Consider the following 26,483-nt stretch of genomic DNA (forward strand, 5'->3'; position numbering starts at 1 on the left):
CACGTCGCCTCCCGCTCACCGCAGGGAGCGATCGCGGCCGGCGCCCCAGGGGCGTTCGTGCTCGTCATTGCGAACGGTCTTGCCGTAGCATTCGGCGGCGAGTCCCGACGCCGTGGCCTGACATTCCGCATAGCTTGTGAAACTGCAGTCGGTGCCACCGTAGTCGTATGACAGACAAAAATGGCCCAACGGCACAATTGGTCCGGCCTGCGCTGTGGGAGCCGTCGCCGGGAAGAATGCAAGTGCGGAAAAAGCGATTGTCGAGGCAATCGCGACCTTCTGAATCGTTCTCATGGTCATAGTCCATCTAGGTCCTGCCCATCCTGAGATGGGGTGCGATGTCGATGAAATCGATTATAAAAAAATTCATTCTGCTTGCTGGTATCGTCGATGCGATGACGGGCCATCAGCGAGTCGTGATCGGCCGAACCCGCAAATGAATTTGTACTTAATTGGTGTGAGGTGGCCTCGTGCATATCTTTTTGAGTGCGCCGAATTAGGTCCAACACGGAAAGCGTCGACTGCCCGGGGGCAGACCGCGCACTTATACGTTGGAGTGATCCATGTACTCACGACGAGCGTCAAATCCAGCAGAGAGGCTGCGGGCCAAAATCAGTTGAGGAGATCACGATGAGATCGAACGCCTTAAGAACATTTATTGAGGAAAAGTCGTTTGTGACCTGTCCCGGGGTCTTTGACCTGGTCTCCGCCAAGCTCGCCGATCGTACCAAGGCCGATGCGCTTTACATGACAGGCTATGGAGTCGTGGCGTCCTATCTCGGACTGCCCGATGCCGGACTGGCGACCTACTCACAGATGCTCGATCGCGTGCAAGCTATCGTTCAAACCGTGCGCAAGCCGCTGATCGCCGACGGGGATACCGGTTACGGTGGCCTGCTCAACGTTCATCATACAGTTCGTGGCTACGAGAGGGCGGGAGCCGCAGCGATCCAGCTTGAAGATCAGCAGAACCCCAAGAAATGCGGCCACACGCCGAACCGCCACGTGATACCCGTCAAGGAAATGATCAACAAGCTGACGGTCGCGAGCGATGCGCGCTCTTCAAAAGACTTCCTGATCATCGCGCGCACCGATGCACGCACGGCGCTTGGCCTCGACGAGGCGATCCAACGTGGCGAGGCATATGCCAAAGCCGGGGCGGACGTTATTTTCATCGAGAGTCCGGAATCGGAAGCGGAGATGCGAAAGATCGGATCGTCCCTGGACGTGCCGCTGGTGTCAAATCAGCTGCACGGGGGCCGGACCCCCATCCTCAGCCGGGATAAACTCAGGGAAATCGGTTACCGGATGGCGATTTATCCGACAGCGGGCCTGCTCGCCACCGCTTATGCACTGAACAATGTCTATGGTTCGCTGGCCGACGGCAAGCCGGTGCAGGCGCCGCTCTATGACTTCAACGAGTTCAGCTCGTTGATTGGCTTTGAAGAGGTGTGGGATTTCGAGAAGAAGTACGCCCCGCTGCAAGCGAATTGAGCCGCGGCATGACTGATCACTCAGAAAGTGCGCCGGAAGTCTATGACCGCACGACGATCACGCTGCACTGGGTGACCGCAATCCTCGTTGCGATCGAGTTTCTGATCGGCAGAACGACGGGCCTTCTGCCGCGTGGCCCGCTTCGGGTCGACATCTGGTCCGTGCACGTCCTGTTCGGGTTTGCGTTCTCCGGCGTGGTGGTGGTGGGGTTGCTTTGGCGCGCGACACACGGCCGTAGATTGTCGCCGCTAAACGGCGGTGTCCTCCACTTGACCGCGGTGGCAACGCACCGGCTGCTCGATCTTCTATTGCTCATCATGGTTGCGCTGGGCATCACCAATGTGTTTGCGCATGGTTTTCCGCTATTCAATCTTTGGCACTTTCCGAAATTCGGCGGAGACGAATTCATGCGCAGCATCAATGCATGGCACGGATTGATCGCAAATGTGATTATCACCGTAGCACTGTTTCATTCCGCGGCCGCGCTTTTCCATCACCATGTGATCAAGGACGAGGTCTTGCGCGGGATGTGGCCGACCCTGCCAGGTCGAGCGAACGAACATTGAAGCGGAAGACGACGAGACCGCCATGTTGGCGCAAAGCGGTCGGTGACGTTAGATCTCGTAGCTGCGGCTGGCCTTGCTCAAACTTCTCCATGATGGATTGGAGCAATAGTTCAGTGTTTTCAATCAGTTAGAGGGTGGTGTGTGCGCGATGTGTGCACTGGGAGATCAAAGAAAATCCAGAAACAACCAACAGGGGCAGCTGAACCGAAGGCGCTTCAATGCCAGCGGCGGGCCGATTGTTTCGGGAGGGCAAATTAAATGGTCGCTTCTTCTCGTTGCGGACCTCGAACCGTTACGCCCGCATGTCGGCTGACAGCAAGCAGCCGCGAATAATCGCCCGCTTGCATTCCTGCTGTCAGCGCCCTTGTCTTGCGCTAGAGTTCAGTGCTCAAGAAAAACACAGGCCCAGAATGCTGATCCGGCCAGGCAACGATGATTTGCTGCTTATAATCGATGTGCAGAACGATTTCTGCCCCGGCGGAGCGCTTGCGGTTGCCGACGGCGATGCCGTGGTACCGGTCATCAATCGCCTCGCCGAACGCTTTGACCACATCGTGCTGACCCAGGACTGGCATCCGTCAGGCCACAGCTCTTTCGCGACGTCGCATCCGGGAGCGAACCCCTTCGACAGCGTCGCCATGCCGTATGGCCAGCAAACCCTCTGGCCCGAACATTGCCGGCAGGGAACTGCCGGGGCGGCCTTTCATCCGGAACTGGTGACCGACCGGGCAGGGCTGGTCATCCGGAAAGGCTTTCGCTCCGAGATCGATTCCTACTCGGCATTCTTTGAAAACGACCGGCACACGCCTACCGGTCTCGCTGGCTATTTGCGCGACCGCGGTTTGCGGCGAATCTTCATGGTCGGACTCGCTACCGATTTTTGCGTCCATTATTCCGCCGTGGACGCGCGCCGGCTCGGCTTCGACACCGTGCTTGTCGAGAGTGGATGCCGGGCTATCGATCTGGCGGGCTCGCTGGATGCCGCCTGGGCAGGGATGGCCGAGGCCGGCGTGCAGCGTGTCAACGATCTTTAGTGCTGTAATTGCTATGCGGTTCGTGTCGTCCGGTTCGGCATTCCACCGGCCGCGATGATTTCCGCGCTCAAGACCTCGATCGTCGTGCGATGGCGCATCGCGGTCTGTCGAATGAGTGCGAACGCATCCGTCTCCGACATATCGTGACCGCGCATGATCTGCAGAACGGCAGAGAGCACGACGCGCCGGGATCGAATGCGATCCTCCAGCTTTTCTATGTGTGCCGCGTCTTCAACCCTTCGTTGGGCGGAATCGAACGCAACCACCAGCGCGGTGTATAGTCCCGCCGATCGCAGCGGCTTGACGAGAAAAGACGCCGGCCGCAGATCGAGCAACCATTTTAACCGGCTGGGCGTTTCCGTTCCGATCAGCGCGATGATCGGCACGCTGCCTTTCCACAATGTGGCCTGATCGGACTTGATGGGAATGGCGTCCGCATCCATCAGGATGACGTCAACGGCCTGGTTCGGCGGTGGTGGCCCGGCCGGATCGTGCTCTGAAATCGTCATGCCCAGACGGCTGAGCTGGCGGCGCACGATAGCGATATCGCGCTCATCTCTCATCACCAAGAGAGCGCGACGGCCGCGGACGGAGAAAGGCGATAGCTTGGTCATTTCACGATACGCAGATGGGTTGAGCGCTTCGTCATCGCATCATTGCTCTTTCCCGGCCTCGTGCCAATCGCCGCGAGATCGAGGTTCGAAAGATAGGGATCGGGACGTTCAGGGGCATCCGCCTCCCAGAAGATGTTGAACTGGCATCCAGGCACGGAGCGTGCCAATCGCGGCGTCAGGAAGCAGTGATTGTTGTCGGGGTCGACCCATACCGGCCCCTGCGGGGAATCGTAGCGATGATTGGCCGCAGCGCGCCGGACGGCGCCAACGTCCGCCGATCCCGCGCGGCGGATGGCGCGAGCGAGCAGCATGACACAGACATAAGTCGACTGTCCATCGACGGAGGGGCTGCTGTCCGCGCCGTGGCGGGCCTTCCACCGCGCCACAAAAGCGCGATTTTCGAGCCCCTCGATGCTCTCGAAATAAGCAGATGAGGTGATGCATCCGACCGACGCCGCCGACCCGATCAGCTTGAGCTCGGGCTCGCACAGGCTGCAGCTCAGCATCGGAATCGAGAGGCCGGCACGCGACGCCGCCGCGTGCAGGGCGCGCATGAAGGCGTAGCTTGATTCACCCACCAGCGTATTGAACACAACCGGCGGCCTTCGGTCGACGACCTCATTGACGATGTGGTCCACGGCGGTCTCGCCGAGTTCCAGCAGTCGTTCGGCAAGAATATGTCCGCCTGCGCTGGTCACGATTTCACGGATGACCCGGTTCATTTCCCAGGTCCAGATATAGTTCGACCCGATGCAGAACACGTCAATCGCGATGTGGTCCAGCATATGGCGCACGAGCGGCACGACGTGCTGATTGGGCGCGGCTCCGACATAGATGACGTTGTCGCTGCTTTCGAACCCTTCATACCGTGCCGGGTGCCAGAGCAGCCGCTCGGTCCGTTCGACGATCGGGATAACCTGCTTGCGTGAGGCCGACGTGTAACAGCCGACGATATGATCGACACGCTCTTCGCGGATCAGATCTGCGCAGGCGGTATGATACCCGGCGACAACCCCGCCGGGGTCGCGCAGGTGAGGCGTGAACGTGAAATCGAATCCTTCGCTCTGATTGATTTCGTCGACCGCCATCAACGCGCTTTTGCGCATCTCGCCAGCCATCATGGCGTAAGGTCCCGATTGGGAAAATACGAGGCCAAGAGGGATGGACGGCTTGGTCATCAAGTAGCTCGAGTGCTGTGCGGCAACTGTCTCGTCGCAAGAAAGCAGGCCTTGTTCCCTTGTATCATCAATCTGCGCTGCGCGTCATTCGAGCCACAAGCATAAAAAACGTGCTGGCTTCGCATTGACAAGGCTGGCGACGCTAAGACAGAATATCTCGGTACGTGAACGCGTGCATGGCGAAAGAGTTCTCGCGCAGCCGATGACGTCTGAGTGAAGACTTCCAAGTTTCGTTCTGCATCGTAACCTACGCGACCATCGATATCAGCGGCATTGATGCCATTCGGGGCCTTTTCGGGCCGCGGATGGCTTTTTTCGTTTTGTCTCCCAAAGACGGGAAATGGGCATGGCAGTTCGCCTTCCGACGCTGGACCAGATTGATCGCCTCGGATCTGACTTTGGTCTCGTTCTCACCGCAGACGAGATTGCTGGATTTCAGGAGGCCTTCAAGGGACCGCTGGCCTCTTACGGCCGGTTGGACGAATTGGTGCCGCCAGCCCTGGCGCCGATTGCTCCGCGATCGCCGGGCTACCGGCCTGCGGCATCGGAAAATCCTTACGGTGCCTGGTACTGGAAAACGAATATCAAGACCGGCGCGGAAGGACTGTTGAGCGGCAAGAAGGTCGCGATCAAGGACAACATCTGTGTCGCGGGCGTCCCGATGATGAACGGCTCGGCACTGCTTGAAGGCTACGTCCCCGAACTCGATGCCACCGTGGTGACGCGTATTCTCGACGCCGGAGGCACCATCGCCGGGAAGGCGGCATGCGAGGATCTCTGCTTTTCAGGGGCAAGCCATACTTGCGCAGGCGGCGTGATCCGCAACCCCCACAATCCGAGCCACAGTGCCGGCGGCTCGTCCGGTGGCAGCGCCGCGCTGGTGGCGGCCGGTGAAGTAACGATGGCGCTCGGCGGAGACCAGGGCGGCTCGATCCGTACGCCGTCAAGCTGGTGTGGCGTTTATGGCCTGAAGCCGACCTGGGGGCTGGTGCCGACCACCGGCTCGATGCCGATCAGCTACTCCGTCGATCATTGCGGTCCGATGTGCGCGTCGGTTGAGGACGTCGCGCGCCTGTTGACCGTTATCGCTGGCCACGACGGCTGGGATACGCGAACGATCGCAGCGCGCACCGGCGACTATATGGCCGCGCTCGGCAATCCCGCGAAGGGACTGCGCATTGGCGTGCTGCGCGAAGGATTTGGCCACCCGGAGAGCGATCCCGCGGTCAACGAGAAGGTGCGGCAAACCATTGCGGCGCTCGGGCGGGCCGGCATCGCAAGCGAAGAGGTCTCCGTGCCCTGGCATCTCGATGGACCGCATGTCTGGAGCGGCATCATTCTGGAAGGCGCTGCCGAGATGATGCTCAAGGGCTATGGCGTCGGCAACAATGTCCCGGGCTACTATCCGCTATCGATGCAGGAGGCCCTTGCGCGCGGCATGGGAACGCGGATCAACGACGTGTCGCCGACCGTCAAGCTGGTGCTGATGCTCGGCGAGTACATGCACCGGCATTATCATGGGCGCTATCATTCGAAGGCACAAAATCTGCGGGTTTTGCTGCGTCGCGCCTACGATGAAACGCTGCAAAAGTTCGATGCGCTGGTGATGCCGACCATTCCCTTTACCGCAACGCTGATCCCGCCGCCCGATGCGCCGCTGAATACCGTGATCGATACCGCATTGAACATGCAGGCCAACACCTGCTCGTTCGACGTGTCCGGCCATCCTGCCTTCACCGTGCCTTGCGGCCGCATCGATGGATTGCCGGTCGGCCTGATGCTGGTCGGGCGCCACTTCGAGGAAACGACATTGATACGTCTGGCTCGGGCGATCGAGGCCGGTGGAGACTGGAAGTTGAACTAGGACGAACGAGTCAAATCTGACTTTGGCGTGCGATTTGCATCGTCGCCAAGCTTCGAGGATATCGCGATGACCGACGACCTTTGGCTCAAGACCTCGATCATGGCAAAGCGCGGCCTTGCCAAAGGCCAGGCTGGAAAGCGCCACGAGCTCACGATCGAGGGGCAGGGCAGTTTCCACTACGTCTATGGGCCTTACACGAAGCCGGTTCTCACCATCGATCCCGGCGACGTCGTCGCGGTCGAGACCGAAGACGCCTTCGGCGGCGTCATCACCAGCGAGCAGGACAGCCCGACGGCGAAGTTGAAGTTTCCCTTCCTCAATCCGCAATGCGGGCCGATTGCCGTCAACGGGATCGAGAAGGGCGATTGTCTGGCTGTGCATATTCATGCCGTGGAGACAAGGGGCGCGCAGCCGGCCGGCAAGACCTGCATCATTCCGGAATTCGGTGGCCTTGTCGGAACGGCGTCCACCGCGTTGCTTAATCCGCCGTTACCCGAACGGGTGAGGGTGATGCACGTCGACAAGAACGGCGTGCGCTGGAGCGACAAGATCACGCTGCCTTATCAGCCGTTTATCGGAACCATTGGAATCTCGCCGGAGATCGAGGCGATCTCGTCGCTGCAGCCGGATTATCACGGCGGCAATATGGACCTGCCGGACGTCGCGCCCGGCGCGATTCTGTACTTCCCCGTGCATGTCAAAGGTGGTTTTCTCTATGTCGGCGATTGCCACGCCGCCCAGGGCGATGGCGAATTGTCGGGCGTTGCGATCGAACAGCGCGCCACCGTCACGATGCAGATCGACGTCATCAAGGGCTGGAGCTTTGCCTGGCCGCGGCTTGAGACAAAGGATTTTGTCATGACGATCGGCAGCGCCCGGCCGCTCGAAGATGCGGCGCGCATCGCCTATCGCGAACTGGTTCGCTGGATGAGCGCGGACTACGGCTTCGACGAGATCGACGCCTACATGCTGCTCAGCCAGGCCGGACGGATCCGGCTCGGCAACATGGTCGACCCGAAATACACGATGGGCGCGTCAATACTGAAAAAATACCTGATTTCATGAATCATCGGCAACCGCGAGGAGGACAGGGCCATGAGAGTCGATCGCAGAACGTTTTTGCAAAGTACGGCTGCTACCGCTGCCGCCGGGATGTTTTCCTCCAGCGCCTGGGCGGAAGATCCAATCAACGTGGCCAGCATCCACGATCTCTCCGGCGGCCTCGATATCTACGGCAAGCCGATGGTCGATGCCTTGACCCTTGCCATCGAGGAAGCCAATGCGGCAGGCGGGTTGCTGGGCCGGCAGATAAAGCTGATCAACTACGACACCCAGTCCAACATGCAGCTCTACACGCAGTTCGCGCAGCAGGCGGCGCTGAAGGACAAGGTCGCGGTGGTCCATGGCGGCATCACCTCGGCCTCCCGCGAGGTAATCCGGCCGGTGCTCGGCAAATTCAAGACACTGTATTTCTACAACACCCAATATGAGGGTGGCGTCTGCGACCGCAACCAGTTCGATACCGGCGTGACACCGGCGCAGACGGTGGAAAAGCTGGTGCCTCACGCCATGAAGAAATGGGGCAAGAAGGTTTACGTGATCGCGGCCGACTACAACTACGGCCAGATCACCTCGCAATGGGTGAAGAAATACGTCACCGAAAATGGCGGCGAGGTGCCCTCGATCGACTTCTTCCCGCTCGACGTCACCAATTTTGGTCCGACCATCTCCAAGATCCAGGCGGCGAAGCCCGACTTCGTCTGGTCGGCGCTGGTCGGCGGTGCGCACATCTCGTTCTACCGCCAATGGGCGGCGGCCGGCATGCGCAAGAGCATTCCGATGGCGTCAACCACCTTTGCGGTCGGTAACGAGCACATCGTGCTGTCGCCCGACGAATGCAACGGCATGCTGGTCTGCTACAACTACTTCCAGGATCTGAAGAACCCGGTGAACGAGAAATTTGTCGCCAGCTTCCACAAGCGGTTTGGCGCCGATTACCCAAACATTACCGAACTTGCGATGGGAACCTACCAGGGGTTCCGGTTATGGGCAGAAGCGGTCAAGAAGGCCGGGAGCGTCGATCGGATCAAGGTTATCGATGCTCTCGAAACCGGGATCAGCATCGATGCGCCGTCCGGCAAGGTCACGATCGATCCGCCGACGCATCATTGCGTGCTCGACGTGCACATCGCCGAAGTTACCGACAAGAAGCTCAAGGTGCTCGAAGATTTCGCCCAGCAGAAGCCGGCCGATACCGCCGCCGTCTGCGACCTCATCAAGAACCCCAACGACAACCAGCAATACGTGATCAAGATTTGAGGACGGGTCTGCCCCGGATCTTGCTTGGGAAAGGTAAACGTGGATCTCGTTGCTCTCCTGGCAATCCAGGTCCTTTACGCGATCGCCAGTCTGGCGCTGATCAGCGTCGGGCTGGCGATTATCTTCGGCATGATGCGCGTCATCAATCTCGCCCATGGCGAGTTCCTGATGCTCGGCGGTTATGCGGCGATCGTTGCGACCAACAACGGCGTCAACATCTGGCTGTCGATGCTGGTGGTCGCGCCAATCGTGGTCGGCCTCATCGGTGTCGTCGTCGAGCGAACCATTATTCGCTTTCTCTATGGTCGCATGATCGACACCATGCTCGCGACCTGGGGCCTGAGCCTGTTCCTGGTCGGGCTGACGACGGCGATCTTCGGCAATACCACCGTCGGCATTTCGGCGCCGCTCGGCAGTTTCCAGATCGGCGCCTATCGCACCAGCGCCTACACGCTGTTCGTGATCGCTGTTGCGGCCGTGGTGCTGGCGGCGATCTTCGCCGTGATGCGCTGGACACGGCTCGGGCTGATTGCCCGTGGCACGATGCAGAACGCCAACATGGCGGCGGCGCTGGGTGTCAATCCGCCCCGCGTCTACGCGATTACTTTCGGCGTCGGCGCCGCGTTGTCGGGTCTCGCCGGCGCCGTGCTGGCGCCGGTCTCCGGCGTGTTTCCGACCATCGGCGTCGCCTATGTCGCCAAATCCTTCATCACGGTGATCGGCGGTGGCGCCGCTATCCTCACCGGCACGGTTTCGGCGTCCGCGCTGTTCGGCACGATCAATCAGATCGCTACCTTCGTCACCACGCCCGTGTTCGGCGAGGTGGCCTTGCTCGGCGCCGCCATCGTCCTGATCCGCCTGCTGCCGCAAGGCATCACTGGCCGCTTCTTCCGGAGGGGGCTGTGAACGGCCGCGCGCTCAATCTTCTGGGTCTCGGCCTCGTCGCCGTGATTGGCATCGCGTTCCTGGTGCTGATACCGCGTCTGTTCGAACTGGATGTGGTGCTGGAACTCACGGTCTACATGATCATGGCGATCCTGGCGCTCAGCCTGGCGCTGATCTGGGGCTATGGCGGCATCCTTTGTTTCGGGCAATCGGCCTTCTTTGGCCTTGGCGCCTACACCTATGCCATCGCGGTGTTCAACATCGGCGAGAGCACGATTCCGCTGCTGCTTGCGATCGTTCTGCCCGCCGCCTTCGCCGCGCTGCTGGGCTATTTCATGTTCTATGGCCGCATCAGCGACGTCTATCTCGGCGTCATCACGCTGACGGTGACGCTGATCCTGTTCAATTCGGTCAATTCCACCGCGGGACCGGAGTTTCGCATCGGGTCGGCGCGGCTCGGCGGCTTCAACGGCATTCCCGGCATTCCGCCGCTCAATTTCCCCGGCAACAAGGCTTCACCGATCGACCTCGAGGGTATGTTCTATCTTGCGACCATTTCGCTCCTCGCAACCTATTTCGGATTGCGGCTGCTGCTTGCGAGCCGCTTCGGCCGCATCATCGTTGGCATAAGGGAAAACGAACGGCGCGCCGAACTGCTGGGCTATGATCCGCGGGCCTACAAGCTCGCGACCTTCACGATCGGCGGTGCGCTTGCGGGATTTGCCGGTTGCCTGTTCGCCAATTGGGGAAATTTCGTCAGCCCCACGATCTTCGGCCTCGCCCAATCCGCGCAGATCATCATTTGGGTGATTGTCGGCGGGCGCGGCACACTGATCGGTCCGATCGTCGGCTGCATCGGCATTCAATGGCTCACCACCGCGCTCGGCGCCAACCAGCCGAGCGGCGGCCCGGATTGGTGGGCCAAGATCTTTGCCAATGCGCCGTTGATCCTCGGTATCATCCTGATCGCCTTCGTATTGCTGGTGCCGAAAGGGCTGGTGCCCACGCTCGGCGATCTCGGCCAATGGCTGCTGTCTTCACGCGGCAAGCGGGCCAAGACGCGGCTGGAGCCCAAACGGGCGGAGGAGGGCTGATGACCGAGCCGCTGCTGCAGACCCGGGATCTCAGCATGCATTTCGGCGGTGTTCGTGCCGTGCGCCACGTCGACTTCTCGCTTGCCGAAGGGGAGTTGCGCTGCCTTATCGGCCCGAACGGCGCTGGCAAGAGCACCTTCTTCAAGATGCTGACCGGGCAGCTGCAACCAACTCATGGACACATCCTGTTCCGTGGCCAGGAGATCTCCTACGCCCACGCCCATGAGATCGCGCGGCTTGGCATCGGCATCAAGACCCAGGTCCCCAGCGTGTTCGACGGTCTCTCGGTGCGTGAAAACATCTGGCTGGCGGCGAACCGAATCCATTCTCGGGCGCAAACCAAACGCGTCGTCGACGAGATGCTGGAACGGGTCGGCCTGACCGAAGCAGCCGAGCGCCTGGTCGGCCAGCTCGCCCATGGGCAGCGGCAATGGGTCGAACTCGGCCTCGTACTGGCCACCGATCCTCAATTGATCCTGCTCGACGAGCCCGCCGCCGGCATGACGCATGAGGAGGTCCACAAAACTGCCGAACTGGTGCGCGAGATCAACCGTACCAAGGCGCTGATCGTCGTCGAGCACGACATGCAGTTCATCCGCATGATCGCCAAACAGGTCACCGTGTTCAACCAGGGCAGCGTGCTGGTCGAGGATACGGTGGAAAGCATCATGCGCAATCCGCAGGTGCGCGACATCTATCTGGGTAAACAGGCGGCCGCATGATGCTCGATGTACAGGGACTGCGAACGGGATATGGCCGCATTCCGATTCTCAACGGGGTGAGCTTCTCCGTCAACGAGGGCGAATTCATCGGCATTCTCGGCCACAACGGCATGGGCAAGACGACGCTCCTGAAAGCGCTGATGGGTTTTTTGCCGGCGACCGGCGGGCGCGTGATGTTTGGCCATGACGACGTCACGACGGTCGAACCTTATCGGCGCGCGCGGCTAGGGCTCGGCTACGTGCCGCAGGGCCGCGAGATCTTCCCTGGGCTTACCGTCTACGAGAATCTGCGCATGGGCTGCAGCACGCAGGATAGCGCCGAGGAGGACATCATCGCCGCCGTGCTGGAGGAGTTTCCCCGCCTGAAGGCGTTGCTCGACCGCACCGGCGGAGCACTCTCGGGCGGCGAGCAGCAACTATTGGCGATGGCGCGCTGCCTTTGCGGCGACCCGCGTCTGGTTCTGCTGGATGAGCCGACGGAGGGCATTCAGCCGTCCATCATCGACGAGATCGTCGAGACCCTGCAGCGTTTGCGGGCCAAGCGCGGCCTCACGATGATCCTGGTCGAGCAGAATCTCGACTTCATCGCCGCACTCTCGCAACGCATCCTTATCATCCAGAAGGGGGCGATCACCCGGGAAGTAGCGCCGGCCGAACTGGGCGATGCAAGTCTGGTTGGAGAATTCGTCGGTATCGCAACGTAAAGCCCGCTTCTCGCGGGCATGATCAGAGGGAGACCCAAGCCATGGCAGTCAGGAGACCCACACTCGATCAACTGCGCAGCGTCGCCGAAGACCTCGGCATGCATATGGGCGACGAAGAGCTCAAATCCTACGACGCCCTGATGCAGGCGAACTACGCTGCCTACGAAGCGGTCGACGCCATGCCGGACTATGTTCCGGCGGTGAAATATCCGCGTACGCCTGGCTATCGCCCGGAAGGCGAGGAGAACAAATACAACGCCTGGTACGTCAAGACCGAGATCAAGGGCGCCCCCAGCGGCAAGCTTGCCGGCAAGACCATCGCGCTGAAGGACAACATCTGCCTCGCCGGCGTTCCCATGATGAACGGCGCCTCGACCCTCGAAGGCTACACGCCTGAGACGGATGCGACCATCGTCACCCGCATGCTCGATGCCGGCGGCACCATCATCGGGAAGGTCCATTGCGAATATTTCTGCTTCTCCGGCGGGAGCCACACCTGCGCTGCCGGTCCGGTCCACAATCCGCACAAGATGGGCTACTCCGCGGGCGGCTCGTCGTCGGGCAGTGCGGTCGTGGTGGCGACCGGTGAGGCCGATATGGCGATCGGTGGCGACCAGGGCGGATCGATCCGCATTCCGGCGGCCTTCAGCGGCATTTACGGGATGAAGGCCACCTATGGCCTCGTGCCTTATACCGGCGTGATGCCGATCGAGCTCACGATCGATCACACGGGCCCGATGACGGCCAATGTCCGCGACAACGCGCTGCTGCTGGAGGTGCTGGCGGGTGCGGATGGACTCGATCCCCGCCAAGGCGCGCTCAGGGTTGCGAAGTATACCGACGAGATCGGCGGCGGCGTCAGGGGATTGCGTATCGGCGTCGTCAAGGAAGGCTTTGGGCATCCGAGCTCGGAGGCGGACGTCGATGCCAAGGTCAAGGCGGGCGCCGACCTGTTCCGCAAGCTCGGCGCCACCGTCGAGGAAATCTCAATCCCGATGCATCTCGCGGCGCCCGCGATCTGGTTGCCGATCGCCGCCGAAGGCGCCACCGAGTTCATGATGAAGGGCAACGGCATGGGGACGAATTGGCGCGGTCTCTACAATACCACGCTGCTTGACGCCCACTCGGCCTGGAAGCATCGCGCCGACGAATTGTCTGACAGTCTCAAGATCACGATGCTGCTCGGCCAATATTTCACAAAGCACTATCGCGGTCACTTCTACGCCAAGGCGCAGAATTTGAACCGCAAGCTGCGCGCTACCTATGACGCGGCGATGAGCAATTACGACCTGCTGTTGATGCCGACCTTGCCCATGAAGGCGACGCCGCTGCCGCCGCCGGACGCGCCGCGCGAACTCTATATCCAGCGCGCGTTCGAAATGGTTCCCAACACCGCGCCGTTCAACGCCAGCGGACATCCGGCAATGAGCCTTCCCTGTGGCATGAGCAACGGTCTGCCGGTCGGGCTGATGTTGATCGGCAAGTATTTTGACGAGCCGACAATCTATCGGGCCGCCGCCGCGTTCGAAGGCGCAGGCGACTGGAGGAAGATGTAACCGGACCGAGGCGGCCTGCCGGCATGCGAGCAGGCCGCCGCACCAGCAACGGAGGCGACCATGGATCTCGGACTAAAGGGAAAGCGCGCGCTCGTGACCGGCGGTAGCAAGGGCATTGGGCTTGCGATCGCCGAGCTGTTTGCAGCCGAGGGCGCCAACGTCGCGATCTGCGCGCGGAATGCCGACGAGGTCGGTAATGTCGTGAAGAGCCTGTTGGCGAAAGGCGTCAAATCGTGGGGCAGGGCGGTTGATGTCGCCGACCCGGATGCGCTGAAGGGCTGGATTGATGGCGCCGCCGCCGAACTCGGCGGCATCGATACCATCGTGTGCAATGTCAGCGCGCTGGCGGTTGGCGATACGCCCGAGACCTGGGAGAAATCGTTCCGCACCGACATGATGCATACCGTCAATTCCGTCGCGGCCGCGGTGCCCTATCTGGAAAAGTCGAGATCGGCCTCGATCATTATCGTCTCCAGCGTGTCGGGCTTCGAGGTCGATTTCGCCGCCGGTTCGTATGGCGCGTTCAAGGCGGCCTTGATCCACTACGCCAAGGGCCTCAGCAATCAACTGATCGCCAAGGGCATCCGCGTCAACGCGGTGTCGCCGGGCAATACCTATTTCGAAGGCGGCATCTGGCAGAATATCGAGCGCGGCATGCCCGATCTCTACAAGACGGCGATGTCGCTCAATCCGACCGGACGCATGGGGACGCCGCAGGAAGTCGCCGCTGGCGTGGTGTTCCTTGCGAGCCCGGTAGCTAGCCGCATCTCCGGCACCAACCTCATCGTCGATGGGGCTCTGACAAAGGCCGTCTAGCGAGCTGCTGACCGGGGTTTCGCTTGCAGCTCGTTTGGCGGGAAGACGTGTGTGCTGGCGCTCGCTCAACGTCTCCGCTACGGCAGTTTCAACGCGTGATGCTTTCTGACGCTTGATTGTCGATATGACCTCAAGAGGTTATTGGCTGAAGCTAGCTCAAACTTGCCCATGATGGTTTGGAACGAGAAGTCAATTTTTTAAATAGTTAGTTAGAGGGTGCAGGCAAGATGAAGACGTTGGGATGGTTCTGCTGAGCTAACGAGCTCGGTTTTAACCACGGGCCTGATCGTCGAGCACCGGAACGTGTGGCTCGACCACAACCAATCGCTAGCCCCGCCGGCGCTCACGCAGCTTGCGGAAGTCATCGCCCGCGTGGTGCGAGGAGCGTGTCAGCGGCGTGGCTGACACCAGCAGAAAGCCCTTGGCATAAGCGACCTTCTCATACGCCTCGAATTCGTCAGGGGGTACGAAGCGCATGACAGCATGGTGCTTGCGCGTGGGCTGGAGATACTGGCCAATGGTCAGGAAGTCGACGTCGGCGGAACGAAGGTCGTCCATCAATTGCAGCACTTCGCTGCGCTCTTCGCCGAGGCCCACCATGATCCCGGACTTGGTGAAGATCTGTGCGTCGAGTTCCTTCACGCGCTGCAGCAGCCGGACCGAATGGAAATAGCGCGCGCCGGGCCGTACCGTCAGATATTTCGACGGCACCGTCTCCAGGTTATGGTTGAACACGTCGGGTTTCGCCGCAACGACCGTTTCGAGCGCGCCCTTCTTGCGTAGAAAATCTGGCGTCAGGATTTCGACCGTCGTACCCGGGCTTGCAGCGCGGATGGCCGCAATCGTCGCAGCGAAATGGGCGGCGCCTCCGTCGGCAAGGTCGTCGCGATCGACCGAGGTGACGACGACATGCTCCAGTCCCAGCTTGGCAACTGCTTCGGCGACCTTGACCGGTTCATCGGCGTCGAGCGGACCGGGCAGACCGGTGCGAACGTTGCAGAAAGCGCAGGCGCGCGTGCACGTATCGCCCATGATCATGAAGGTCGCGTGCTTCTTCGCCCAGCACTCGCCAATGTTGGGGCAGCTCGCTTCCTCGCAGACAGTCACGAGTTTGTTCTCGCGCACGATACGCTTCGTCTCGGCCCATTCGGCAGAGCCGGGAGCCTTCACGCGAATCCAGGCAGGCTTGCTCTGCATGGGCGTGTCGGGGCGATTGGCCTTTTCGGGATGACGCGGCATGTCGGGCCGCATCTTCGTTCTCGGATCGTTGTTAAGGAGATCGAGTACGACGGTCATTTGGTCAGCCTCGTGAATGCGCCGGTTGCGGACATTCAGCTATCCAAGCGAACTTCGTCAATTCGATTCTTTGTTTCCCAGCAGCGACCCCGTCGTGACCGGACGCTGCGTTGCGGGCGCTTTCGCTTCGAGCGCGCAGGCCGGTTTCCGGCTTCGAACCTCGCACTTGGAACCCGCCGCCGCGCCGGTCCGACATTTCGTGTGGCCCGTCCGGTTGGTTTTCCGGAGCATCAGACAGATCCGGACCGGTCGCATCGCGAGACGCGGCGGCTTGCATCGCAATATCAAGCAAAATGAATGACATGCACGCGAACCGTGGTGCCCTTCGTGGTCTGGCACGAATGCTGCACGGGTATCTGCAAAAGAAGCTATCCGCAAAAGAAGCGACAGCTCGAGAACAAACAACGCGAGGGGACGTTCAGATGCCAGCCAGTATTCAACTGATGACCTAGAGCGCCGGGCGATATCGCCTGTGTGGCATTGCGCGGTTTCCGCAGTACGCGGAGCGCAATGAACGTTGACGCCTGTTTTCGGCTTGGCCTGCAATGGAGAGCGTAATGAAGGTAGCGGACGCGCAGGATCTGGATCCGCAGGAAACCCGGGAATGGCTGGACGCCTTGTCGGCGGTCCGCGGTCATCGCGGCAACGAACGAGCCGAGTTCGTCGTCAACGCGGTTATTGACGCCGCGCGCCGTGACAGGCTTCAGATAGCGCAGTCGCTGACAACACCCTACTGCAACACGATCCCGCCGGATCGGCAGCCGGCGCTGCCGGGCGATCGTGCGATCGAGCACAAGCTTCGCTCGATCATCCGGTGGAACGCTCTTGCCATCGTTCTGCGCGCCAACAAGGAAAGTTCGGAGCTCGGCGGTCATATCGCGAGCTTTCAGTCGGCTGCCACGCTCTACGATATCGGCTACGGCCATTTCTGGCATGCGCCGACCGACGGCCATGGCGGCGATCTGATTTTCGTGCAGGGACACTGCTCGCCCGGCATCTATGCGCGCGCCTTTCTCGAAGGACGGCTGAGCGAGGAGCAGCTTCTCGGCTTCAGGCAGGAGACCGGCGGCCAGGGCTTGTCGAGCTATCCGCACCCGTGGCTGATGCCGGACTTCTGGCAGTTCCCGACGGTGTCGATGGGACTGGGGCCCTTGGTGGCGATCTATCAGGCGCGGTTCCTGAAGTATCTCCAGAACCACAAGCTGGCCGAGACATCAAATCGCAAGGTCTGGGCCTTTATGGGCGACGGCGAAACGGACGAGCCGGAATCGCTCGGCGCGATTTCGCTCGCAGGTCGCGAAAATCTCGACAATCTGATTTTCGTCATCAACTGTAACCTCCAGCGGCTCGACGGGCCCGTTCGCGGCAACGGCAAGATCGTCCAGGAGCTCGAAAGCGTTTTCCGCGGCGCCGGCTGGAACGTCATCAAGGTGCTGTGGGGTTCGGGTTGGGATCGCCTGCTCGAAAAGGACAAGAGCGGATTGCTGCTGAAGCGCATGGAAGAGTGCGTCGACGGCGAGTACCAGGATTTCAAGAGCAAGAGCGGCGCCTATATCCGCGAACATTTTTTCGGCAAGTACGATGAATTGAAACAGCTCGTCGCTGACATGAGCGACGACGAGATCTGGAAGCTCGCGCGCGGCGGACATGATCCGGAGAAGGTCTTTGCGGCCTATACGGCCGCAGTGAATCATAAGGGCCAGCCGACGGTCATTCTGCCAAAGACGGTCAAGGGCTACGGCATGGGCGAGTCCGGCGAAGGCCAGATGATCGCGCATCAGGCGAAGAAGATGACGCAGGACGCGCTGCGCGGCTTCCGCGACCGTTTTCAGGTGCCGGTCGCCGACGATGATCTGGCGAAGGTTCCTTTCCTCCGCCTGCCGGAAGACAGCCCGGAGATGAAGTATTTCCGCGCACAGCGCGAAAAGCTCGGCGGCAGCCTGCCGCAGCGCAGGCGCAAATCCACGTCCTTACAAATTCCGCCGCTGTCGACATTCCAGCGGCTGCTCGACGCCACCGGCGACCGTGAAATCTCGACGACGATGGCGTTCGTGCAGATGCTCGGTACCCTCGTGCGCGACAAGGCGATCGGCAAGCACATTGTGCCGATCGTGCCGGACGAATCCCGGACCTTCGGCATGGAAGGCATGTTCCGCCAACTCGGCATCTATTCATCGGTTGGCCAGCTCTACCGGCCGCAGGACGCCGATCAACTGATGTACTATCGCGAGGACAAGAGCGGGCAGGTCCTGCAGGAGGGCATCAACGAAGGCGGCGCCATGTCGAGCTGGATCGTCGCGGCGACGTCCTACAGCACGAACAACGTGCCGATGATTCCGTTCTATATCTACTATTCGATGTTCGGCCTGCAGCGCGTCGGCGACCTCGCCTGGCTCGCCGGCGACATGCGTGCCCGCGGATTCCTGCTCGGCGGCACCGCAGGCCGCACCACGCTCAACGGCGAGGGGTTGCAGCATGAGGATGGCCACAGCCATGTCCTCGCCGCCACCATACCGAACTGCGTGTCCTACGACCCGACCTTTGCCTATGAGGTCGTGACGATCGTCCGCGAAGGCATGCGGCGAATGTACGAGGTGCAGGAGGACGTCTACTACTACATCACCCTGATGAACGAGAACTATCCGCATCCGGCCCTCGCCGACGCCGGCAAGGGAGCGGAGGAGGGAATTCTCAAGGGGCTCTATCTCCTGAAAAGTGGCGGCGAGACGCCAAAGAAGGGGCTTCGCGTCCAGCTCGTCGGCTCGGGCACGATCCTGCGCGAGGTGATCGCGGCCGCCGATCTGCTCAAGGCGGATTTCGGCGTCACTGCCGACATCTGGAGCGCGACCAGCTTCAACGAACTGCGCCGTGACGGCATGGCGTCGGAACGCTGGAACCTGCTGCATCCGACCGAGCCGCGCCGCAAGAGCTGGGTGGAGACGCAGCTGGACGGACATCCCGGGCCGGTCGTGGCCTCCACCGACTACATGCGCAACTACCCCGATCAGATCCGGGAATATGTGCAGGCCGCCGGCCGTCGATACGTCGTGCTCGGCACGGACGGTTTTGGCCGCAGCGACTATCGCGTGAAGCTGCGGAAATTCTTCGAGGTCGACCGGCATTACGTCGCAATCGCTGCGCTCAAGGCGCTCGCCGACGACGGGGCGATCAAGCCGGCAATCGTGGCTGAGGCCATCGCCAAATACAAAATCGACGCCGGGCGTGCTGCGCCCTGGACCGTGTGAGCCAGCGGAGCCGAGGACAGAGCGATGAGTGGTCTGATCGACATCAAGGTTCCCGACATCGGTGACTTCAAGGACGTCCCGGTGATCGAGGTCTTCGTCAAGCCGGGCGACAAGGTGAAGGCCGAGGATCCCCTGGTTTCGCTGGAGTCCGACAAGGCGACCATGGAGGTGCCGTCGCCACGCGATGGCGTGGTGAAGTCGGTGGCCGTGAAGGTTGGCGACATGGTAAGCGAAGGCACGCTGGTTGTGCAGTTCGAGGGCGCCGGCGCAGAGCAGGCCGAGGCACGCCCGGTCGTCAGCGCTCCGCCATCGCCGGTCAACGCACCGGCCGGAGTCGCCGAGGTGCGCGTCCCTGACATAGGCGACTTCAAGGACGTTCCGGTCATCGAGATCTTCGTAAAGGCCGGCGACAGCGTGAAGGCGGAGGATCCGCTGATCGCGCTCGAGTCGGACAAGGCGACGATGGAAGTGCCGGCGCCCCTCGCGGGCATCGTGCGCGAGATCAAGGTCAAGACCGGCGACAAGGTCAGTGAGGGCTCGATCATCCTATCGCTCGCAACTGGGGCAGCACCTTTGCAGGCCGACATCCCTCCCGTGTCGCCGCCTGCATCCTCGCCGGCCATCGCCGCAGGAACGGCGGTGGTCGGCGCCCTTGACGAAAAAAGTTTCGCGCTCGCCTATGCCGGTCCGGCCGTACGCAAGCTGGCGCGCGAACTGGGCGTCGATCTCGGCAAGGTCAAGGGCTCAGGCAATCACGGCCGTATTCTGCGTGAAGACGTCGAAGCCTTCGGCAAAGGTGAGGCACCCTCTGCCAGGCCGCAAGCAGCGGCCGCAAGCGGAAGCGGCTTGGGCGGCATAGACCTTCTGCCCTGGCCCAAGGTTGATTTCGCAAAATTCGGGCCGGTCGAGCGCAAGGAACTCGGCCGGATCAAGAAGATTTCCGCGGCCAATCTTCACCGCAACTGGGTCGTCATCCCGCACGTCACGACCCACGACGAGGCTGACATCACCGATCTCGAACAATTCCGGGTGACGATGAACAAGGAACTGGAGAAGAGCGGCGTGAAGCTCTCGCTGCTGCCGTTCATGGTGAAGGCCGCGGTAGCAACGCTGCAAAAATTCCCGGAGTTCAATGCGAGCCTCGACGGCGACGCGCTCGTCTACAAGAACTACTGGCACATCGGCTTTGCCGCTGATACGTCGAACGGCCTGATGGTGCCTGTGATCCGCGACGCCGACAAGAAATCGGTGCCGGAGATTGCCAAGGAGATGAACGCCCTCGCCAAACTCGCGCGCGAAGGCAAGATCAAGCCCGACCAGATGCAGGGCGGGACTTTCTCGATCTCCTCGCTCGGCGGCATCGGCGGCATCTATTTTACGCCGATCATCAACGCGCCCGAAGTCGCGATCATGGGCGTCTGCAAGGGTTACTGGAAGCAGCACTCCCCCGACGGCAAGACGTCGAACTGGCGGCTGACGCTGCCGCTGTCGCTGTCCTGGGACCACCGTGTCATCGACGGTGCGGCGGCCGCGCGCTTCAACGTCTACTTCGCAAGCGTGCTCGCCGATCTGCGGCGCGTGCTGTTCTGAGATCGGGGGAAGCAGCATGGCTCAGCAGATCGAAGTGAAGGTTCCCGATATCGGTGACTTCAAGGACGTCGCGGTGATCGAGGTCTTGGTGAAGCCGGGCGAGACCGTCGCGGTCGACACCAGCCTCATCATGGTTGAGTCCGACAAGGCATCGATGGAGATTCCATCTTCCCACGCCGGCGTCGTGAAGGAGGTAAGGGTCAAGGTCGACGACAAGGTGAGCGAAGGATCGACCATCCTCGTGCTGGAGGCTGCAGGCGCCGCTGCCGCGTCGACGCCCGCGCCAGCAGCGCAGCCGGCGGCGACTGCCAGCCCGCCGCCGGCTGTGCCTTCCGCAGCATCCTATTCAGGCAAGGCGGATATCGAATGCGACATGCTGGTGCTGGGCGCCGGCCCCGGTGGCTACTCGGCCGCCTTCCGCGCCGCCGATCTCGGCATGAAGACGGTGCTGGTCGAGCGTTACGATACGCTCGGAGGCGTGTGTCTCAACGTCGGCTGCATCCCGAGCAAGGCGCTGCTGCATACGGCGTCCGTGGTCGACGAGGTCAGGCATCTCCCCGACCATGGCATTTCCTTTGGCGCGCCGCAGATCGACCTCGGCAAGCTGCGCGCGTTCAAGGATGGCGTGATCAAAAAGCTGACGGGCGGCCTTGCCGGCATGGCGAAGGCCCGCAAGGTCGAGGTTGCGACCGGCGTCGGCGCCTTCCTCGACCCGCATCATCTCGAAATTGTCTCGGCCGGAGGCAAGAAGACGGTCAAGTTTACCAACGCCATCATCGCTGCCGGCAGCCAGGCCGTGAAGCTGCCGTTCCTGCCAGAGGATCCGCGCATCGTCGATTCGACCGGCGCGCTGCAACTGAAATCAATCCCCAAGCGCATGCTGGTGATCGGCGGCGGCATCATCGGTCTCGAGATGGCGACGGTCTATTCGACGCTCGGTGCTCGCATTGACGTCGTCGAAATGCTCGACGGACTGATGCAGGGAGCCGACCGTGATCTGGTCAAGGTCTGGGAGAAGATGAACGCCGGCCGTTTCGACAAGGTCATGCAGAAGACCAAGACGGTGGGCGCGAAGGCGACCGAGGCCGGGATCGAGGTGAGCTTCGAGGGCGAGCAGGCGCCCGCTGGGCCGCAGGTCTATGATCTCGTTCTCGTGTCAGTCGGCCGAAGCCCGAACGGCAAGAAGATCGGCGCCGAAAAGGCCGGAATCGCGGTGACCGATCGAGGTTTCATCGACGTCGACAAGCAGATGCGCACCAACGTGGCGCACATCTTCGCGATCGGAGACATCGTCGGCCAGCCGATGCTGGCGCACAAGGCCGTGCATGAAGCCCATGTGGCCGCCGAAGTCGCGCATGGCGAGAAGTCGTACTTTGACGCCCGGCAGATTCCTTCCGTCGCCTATACCGATCCCGAAGTCGCCTGGGCCGGCAAGACGGAGGAGCAGTGCAAGGCCGAGGGACTCAAGGTCGGCAAGGCGGTCTTTCCGTGGGCGGCCTCCGGCCGCGCCATCGCCAACGGCCGCGACGAGGGTTTTACCAAGCTGCTGTTCGACACCACGACGCACCGCGTCATCGGCGGCGGCATCGTCGGCACGCATGCCGGCGATCTCATCAGCGAGATCTGCCTTGCGATCGAGATGGGCTGCGAGCCGGCCGATATCGGCAAGACCATTCACCCGCATCCCACACTCGGCGAGTCCATCGGCATGGCGGCCGAGGTGTTCGAGGGCCACTGCACGGACCTGCCGCCGCAAAAGAAAAAGTGACTGTGAAGTAAAGCGGCGTACAGTCAGGGCGCGGTTGAAATGAGGGAGACAGTCATGGTTTCAAGAACGTGGCGAGTTCTTATCCTTCTCGCATTTGTTCTGCTTCCGCCCAAATTGGCGTCGGCGCGCGAGGCGCATTGGCCGCAGGTGCTCACGCTCGGCACTGCGTCGGAAGGCGGCACTTATTATGTCTATGGCGAAGGGCTGGCTCGATTGCTCTCGCGAGAACTCGGCATCGCGGTGGTGGCGCGACCAACCGGCGGCCCGGTCGATAATATCAAGCTGCTTGAGACCGGTGAAATTCAGCTGGCCTTCGTCACACAAGGCGTGGCGTTGCAAGCCTGGAACGGCAGCGCCGCCTGGACCGATGGGCGGCAATACCGAAACATGCGCGCCATGTTCGCGATGTACGATACGCCGTTTCAGTTTCAGGTGCTCGGTGACTCGCCGATTCAATCGTTTGCCGACTTCGCCGGCAAACGTATCGGTGTCGGGCCCGAGGGCGGCACCACCGCCGCCTACTTTCCCGAGTTCCTCAAGGCGCTGAAGATCGAGGCCACCCTGGTTCACGGCGATTGGGCGGAACTCGCGGAGAAGTCGGTGGCACGAACCATCGATGCGCTCGCGGTCGGCGCCGGCGTACCGGCTCCGATGCTTATCGACATAGAGCGAAAGGCGAAGGTGCGCTACCTGCCTCTCACGCGGCAGGAGATCGCAACGCTGCGCCTGACGATGCCGGAACTCTCCGCATCCGTTGTCGCGGCAGGTACGTATCCCACCTTGCGGCGCCGTTACGACACGGTCGGCCTGTTCAATTTTGCCGTTGCGCATAAGGATTTGCCGGACGATCTGGTCACAGCCATCGTCAACACAGTGTTCGCCAATAACGAGCGGATGATCGAATTTCATCCGGCGGCGGCGGAAACGATCCCCTCGAACATCACGCGCAACAACTTCATTCCGCTGCATGGCGGCGCGGTCAGTTGGTATCGCAGCAGGCTTACGCCTGGGGTTGTGCATGCGGACTGAGAAAAAATTAAGGGAGGAATGAGATATGGCAACAGCAGCAGCAACGACAGGCGGTCACCATTCCGCAAAATGGTATCAGCACCTCTATGTGCAGGTTCTGGCTGCAATCACAGCCGGCATATTACTAGGCCATTTTTATCCGCAGCTTGGCGAGCAGATGAAGCCGCTCGGCGATGCGTTCATCAAATGCATCAAGATGATCATCGCCCCGATCATCTTCTTCACGGTTGTGCATGGGATTGCCAGCATGCGCGACATGAAGAAGGTCGGGCGTGTTGGTTTGAAGGCATTGATCTATTTCGAAGTGCTAACGACGGCTGCGCTGATCATCGGACTCATCGTTATCAATTTGTGGAAGCCTGGCGCAGGCATGAACGTCGATCTGTCGACCGTCGACACAAAATCGATCGCGGCCTTCACCGCAAAAGCGAAGGACCAGGGCACGGTCCAGTTTTTGATGGACATCATCCCGTCGACGGTCGTCGGCGCTTTTGCCAATGGCGAAATCTTACAGGTGTTGTTCTTTGCGATCTTGTTTGCATTTGGGTTGCAAGCTCTCGGTCAACACGGTGAGGGCGTGCTGCGGCTGATTGATGTCGTGAGCCACGTGTTCTTCAAGATCGTGGGCTACATCATGAAAGTTGCGCCGATCGGAGCGTTCGGCGCCATGGCGTTCACCATCGGCAAGTATGGCGTGGCGACGCTAATTTCGTTGGGAAACTTCATGTTGGCGTTTTACGTAACATGCTTGTTGTTCGTCTTCGTCGTGCTCGGCTCCGTTGCTGCCCTTAGCGGTTTCTCGATCTTCAAGTTCATCCGTTATATCAAGGAAGAACTCCTGATCGTGCTTGGCACTTCGTCGTCGGAATCCGTACTGCCGCGCATGATCGCCAAGTGTGAAAATCTTGGCTGCGAGAAGTCGGTCGTCGGTTTGGTCATTCCGACCGGCTATTCGTTCAACCTCGATGGCACTTGTATTTACCTGACAATGGCCGCGATCTTCCTGGCGCAGGCGACCGGTACGGAGCTGACGATCTGGCAAGAGCTCGGCATCATTGGCGTTCTGCTCCTTACATCCAAGGGCGCCGCTGGTGTCACGGGATCCGGCTTCATCGTTCTGGCCGCAACACTCGCATCCGTCGGGACGATTCCGGTCGCGAGCATCGCCTTGATCCTTGGCATTGACCGCTTCATGTCGGAGGCGCGCGCGCTCACCAACCTCATAGGAAACGGCGTTGCGACAGTCGTCGTCGCCAAATGGGAAGGGGCGCTCGATGAAAGAATGCTCCATCAGCGTCTGAACCAGGAGCGGGATGTCGAAGCAGACGATCCGGAGTCCGTAAAGATTGCGGATGACGAGATAGAGGCAGGCGCGCCTCGACCAGTCGTTGCTTGACCTTGAAAACGGAAGCGGAAGCGCAGGGAACGCTAAACGAGGAGTTGATCATGACTGAAGTAGTAATTGTGTCTGCCGCCCGGACGCCGGTCGGTGCGTTCAACGGAGCGCTCGGCTCGGTCTCTGCCCATGAATTGGGGGCCGTTGCCATCAAAGGCGCGCTCGAACGAGCCAATGTCTCACCCAACGACGTCGACGAAGTCATCCTTGGCCAGGTCCTTGCCGGCGGCGAGGGCCAGAATCCGGCGCGGCAGGCCGCCATGGCGGCGGGCATTCCGCAGGAGAAGACGGCGTGGGGAATGAACCAGCTCTGCGGTTCGGGCCTGCGCTCGGTCGCCCTGGGCCTGCAGCAGATCGCCAACGGCGATGCCAAGGTCATCGTCGCCGGCGGCATGGAGTCGATGTCGATGGCGCCGCATCTGTCACACATGCGGAACGGCACCAAGATGGGCGACACCAAGTTCGTCGACTCCATGCTGAAGGACGGCCTCTTGGATGCGTTCCACGGCTATCACATGGGAGTCACGGCGGAGAACATCGCCGCTAGATGGCAGATCACCCGGGAAGAGCAGGACGCGTTCGCCACCAGCTCGCAGAACAAGGCCGAGGACGCGCAGAAGGCCGGCAAGTTCAGGGACGAGATCGTTCCCGTCACGGTCAAGACCAGAAAGGGCGACGTCGTCGTCGACCAGGATGAGTATATCCGCGCCGGCACGACGCTCGACGCGATGGCAAAGCTCAAGCCCGCCTTCAACAAGGAGGGCACGGTAACCGCCGGCAATGCCTCGGGCCTGAACGACGGCGCGGCCGCGATGGTGTTGATGAGCGCCGACGAAGCCAGCAAGCGTGGGCTCACGCCGCTTGCGAAGATCGTGTCCTGGGCGACCGCGGGCGTCGATCCGGCGGTGATGGGATCGGGGCCAATTCCGGCGTCCCGCAAGGCGCTTGAAAAGGCCGGATGGAAAGTCAGGGATCTCGATCTTGTCGAGGCCAACGAGGCCTTCGCGGCGCAGGCCATCGCCGTCAACAAGGATATGGGCTGGGATCCCTCGATCGTGAACGTGAACGGCGGTGCCATTGCCATCGGCCATCCGATCGGTGCATCCGGCGCGCGCGTTCTGACGACGCTTCTGTTCGAGATGCAGAAACGCGGCGCGAAGAAAGGCCTTGCCACGCTGTGCATTGGCGGCGGCATGGGCGTCGCCCTCACGGTCGAGCGTTAGGCGAGCGACGAGCCCGGTCGTTGCGACCGGAGCCGGATGCGGACGGCACCCGCCGTCCGCGAGCGACAACGGCTCGCCGAGAGCCGGCGA

22 protein-coding genes are annotated in these 26,483 nt (G+C 61.3%); 18 read left to right on the forward strand and 4 right to left on the reverse strand.

Annotated features, from left to right (window positions below; all coding sequences use genetic code 11):
* Window positions 1-15: 15 nt before the first annotated feature.
* On the reverse strand, window positions 16-294 hold the full coding sequence (locus KIP88_RS05970; protein ID WP_214486933.1) for a DUF3551 domain-containing protein: 279 nt from the start codon (window positions 292-294) through the stop codon (window positions 16-18).
* A gap of 336 nt (window positions 295-630) precedes the next feature.
* On the opposite strand from KIP88_RS05970, the gene KIP88_RS05975 reads away from it, so the two are divergent.
* The 3 genes from KIP88_RS05975 to pncA all read left to right on the forward strand — a co-directional run bounded on the left by KIP88_RS05975 (window position 631) and on the right by pncA (window position 3,094).
* The gene (locus KIP88_RS05975) at window positions 631-1,494 is read left to right on the forward strand and encodes an oxaloacetate decarboxylase (protein ID WP_214486934.1); all 864 of its coding nucleotides are present in this window, start codon (window positions 631-633) and stop codon (window positions 1,492-1,494) included.
* Window positions 1,495-1,502: 8 nt separating this feature from the next.
* The gene (locus KIP88_RS05980) at window positions 1,503-2,060 is read left to right on the forward strand and encodes a cytochrome b (RefSeq protein WP_214486935.1); all 558 of its coding nucleotides are present in this window, start codon (window positions 1,503-1,505) and stop codon (window positions 2,058-2,060) included.
* Between the two features lie 410 nt (window positions 2,061-2,470).
* Window positions 2,471-3,094: a bifunctional nicotinamidase/pyrazinamidase gene (gene pncA / locus KIP88_RS05985; RefSeq protein ID WP_214487294.1), complete on the forward strand. Its 624-nt coding sequence runs from the start codon at window positions 2,471-2,473 to the stop codon at window positions 3,092-3,094.
* Between the two features lie 11 nt (window positions 3,095-3,105).
* On the opposite strand, the gene KIP88_RS05990 is transcribed toward pncA, so the two are convergent.
* Together KIP88_RS05990 and KIP88_RS05995 are read right to left on the reverse strand one after the other, a co-directional pair.
* Window positions 3,106-3,708, reverse strand: a complete 603-nt coding sequence (locus tag KIP88_RS05990) for an ANTAR domain-containing protein (protein ID WP_214486936.1) — start codon at window positions 3,706-3,708, stop codon at window positions 3,106-3,108.
* Entirely contained in the window at window positions 3,705-4,886 is a 1,182-nt protein-coding gene (locus tag KIP88_RS05995) for a transporter substrate-binding domain-containing protein (RefSeq protein WP_214486937.1), read from the reverse strand. Before KIP88_RS05995 ends, KIP88_RS05990 begins: the two co-directional genes overlap by 4 nt.
* A 346-nt stretch (window positions 4,887-5,232) precedes the next feature.
* On the opposite strand from KIP88_RS05995, the gene KIP88_RS06000 reads away from it, so the two are divergent.
* The 9 genes from KIP88_RS06000 (at window position 5,233) to KIP88_RS06040 (ending at window position 14,846) form a co-directional block, all read left to right on the forward strand.
* Window positions 5,233-6,750 (forward strand): amidase, encoded by a 1,518-nt coding sequence (locus tag KIP88_RS06000; RefSeq protein WP_214486938.1) that lies wholly within the window; start codon window positions 5,233-5,235, stop codon window positions 6,748-6,750.
* Window positions 6,751-6,816: 66 nt separating this feature from the next.
* Window positions 6,817-7,815, forward strand: a complete 999-nt coding sequence (locus tag KIP88_RS06005) for an acetamidase/formamidase family protein (protein WP_214486939.1) — start codon at window positions 6,817-6,819, stop codon at window positions 7,813-7,815.
* Window positions 7,816-7,845: 30 nt separating this feature from the next.
* Window positions 7,846-9,069 carry an ABC transporter substrate-binding protein gene (locus KIP88_RS06010; RefSeq protein ID WP_214486940.1) on the forward strand — a complete coding sequence of 408 codons (1,224 nt, stop codon included), beginning with the start codon at window positions 7,846-7,848 and terminating at the stop codon, window positions 9,067-9,069.
* A gap of 39 nt (window positions 9,070-9,108) precedes the next feature.
* Entirely contained in the window at window positions 9,109-9,975 is an 867-nt protein-coding gene (locus KIP88_RS06015; protein ID WP_214486941.1) for a branched-chain amino acid ABC transporter permease, read from the forward strand.
* A 62-nt stretch (window positions 9,976-10,037) separates the two neighbouring features.
* Window positions 10,038-11,048, forward strand: a complete 1,011-nt coding sequence (locus tag KIP88_RS06020) for a branched-chain amino acid ABC transporter permease (RefSeq protein WP_374226432.1) — start codon at window positions 10,038-10,040, stop codon at window positions 11,046-11,048.
* Window positions 11,048-11,770 carry an ATP-binding cassette domain-containing protein gene (locus KIP88_RS06025; protein WP_214486942.1) on the forward strand — a complete coding sequence of 241 codons (723 nt, stop codon included), beginning with the start codon at window positions 11,048-11,050 and terminating at the stop codon, window positions 11,768-11,770. Before KIP88_RS06020 ends, KIP88_RS06025 begins: the two co-directional genes overlap by 1 nt.
* Complete coding sequence (locus tag KIP88_RS06030; protein WP_214486943.1) at window positions 11,767-12,474, forward strand: ABC transporter ATP-binding protein; 708 nt, start codon at window positions 11,767-11,769, stop codon at window positions 12,472-12,474. The genes KIP88_RS06025 and KIP88_RS06030 overlap by 4 nt, the downstream gene beginning before the upstream one ends.
* Window positions 12,475-12,515: 41 nt before the next feature.
* The gene (locus tag KIP88_RS06035; RefSeq protein WP_214486944.1) at window positions 12,516-14,030 is read left to right on the forward strand and encodes an amidase; all 1,515 of its coding nucleotides are present in this window, start codon (window positions 12,516-12,518) and stop codon (window positions 14,028-14,030) included.
* 60 nt (window positions 14,031-14,090) lie between these two features.
* Complete coding sequence (locus KIP88_RS06040) at window positions 14,091-14,846, forward strand: SDR family NAD(P)-dependent oxidoreductase (RefSeq protein WP_214486945.1); 756 nt, start codon at window positions 14,091-14,093, stop codon at window positions 14,844-14,846.
* A 327-nt stretch (window positions 14,847-15,173) separates the two neighbouring features.
* Here KIP88_RS06040 and lipA read toward each other — a convergent pair whose 3' ends face one another.
* A complete protein-coding gene (gene lipA, locus KIP88_RS06045) occupies window positions 15,174-16,142 on the reverse strand; it encodes a lipoyl synthase (RefSeq protein ID WP_214486946.1) in 969 nt (322 codons plus the stop codon).
* A 557-nt stretch (window positions 16,143-16,699) separates the two neighbouring features.
* Here lipA and aceE point away from each other — a divergent pair.
* From aceE to KIP88_RS06075, 6 genes are read left to right on the forward strand one after another with little or no spacing between them, the layout of a single operon-like run.
* Window positions 16,700-19,387: a pyruvate dehydrogenase (acetyl-transferring), homodimeric type gene (aceE, locus tag KIP88_RS06050; protein ID WP_214486947.1), complete on the forward strand. Its 2,688-nt coding sequence runs from the start codon at window positions 16,700-16,702 to the stop codon at window positions 19,385-19,387.
* Between the two features lie 24 nt (window positions 19,388-19,411).
* On the forward strand, window positions 19,412-20,977 hold the full coding sequence (locus KIP88_RS06055; protein WP_214486948.1) for a dihydrolipoyllysine-residue acetyltransferase: 1,566 nt from the start codon (window positions 19,412-19,414) through the stop codon (window positions 20,975-20,977).
* A gap of 16 nt (window positions 20,978-20,993) precedes the next feature.
* The gene (gene lpdA / locus KIP88_RS06060) at window positions 20,994-22,745 is read left to right on the forward strand and encodes a dihydrolipoyl dehydrogenase (protein WP_214486949.1); all 1,752 of its coding nucleotides are present in this window, start codon (window positions 20,994-20,996) and stop codon (window positions 22,743-22,745) included.
* Between the two features lie 54 nt (window positions 22,746-22,799).
* Entirely contained in the window at window positions 22,800-23,774 is a 975-nt protein-coding gene (locus KIP88_RS06065; protein ID WP_214486950.1) for a TAXI family TRAP transporter solute-binding subunit, read from the forward strand.
* A 25-nt stretch (window positions 23,775-23,799) separates the two neighbouring features.
* Window positions 23,800-25,170: a dicarboxylate/amino acid:cation symporter gene (locus KIP88_RS06070; protein WP_214486951.1), complete on the forward strand. Its 1,371-nt coding sequence runs from the start codon at window positions 23,800-23,802 to the stop codon at window positions 25,168-25,170.
* A gap of 50 nt (window positions 25,171-25,220) precedes the next feature.
* Complete coding sequence (locus tag KIP88_RS06075; protein ID WP_214486952.1) at window positions 25,221-26,393, forward strand: acetyl-CoA C-acetyltransferase; 1,173 nt, start codon at window positions 25,221-25,223, stop codon at window positions 26,391-26,393.
* Window positions 26,394-26,483: the final 90 nt, after the last annotated feature.

The organism is Bradyrhizobium sp. SRL28 (assembly GCF_018596315.1).
In the GTDB taxonomy this organism is placed as follows: domain Bacteria; phylum Pseudomonadota; class Alphaproteobacteria; order Rhizobiales; family Xanthobacteraceae; genus Bradyrhizobium.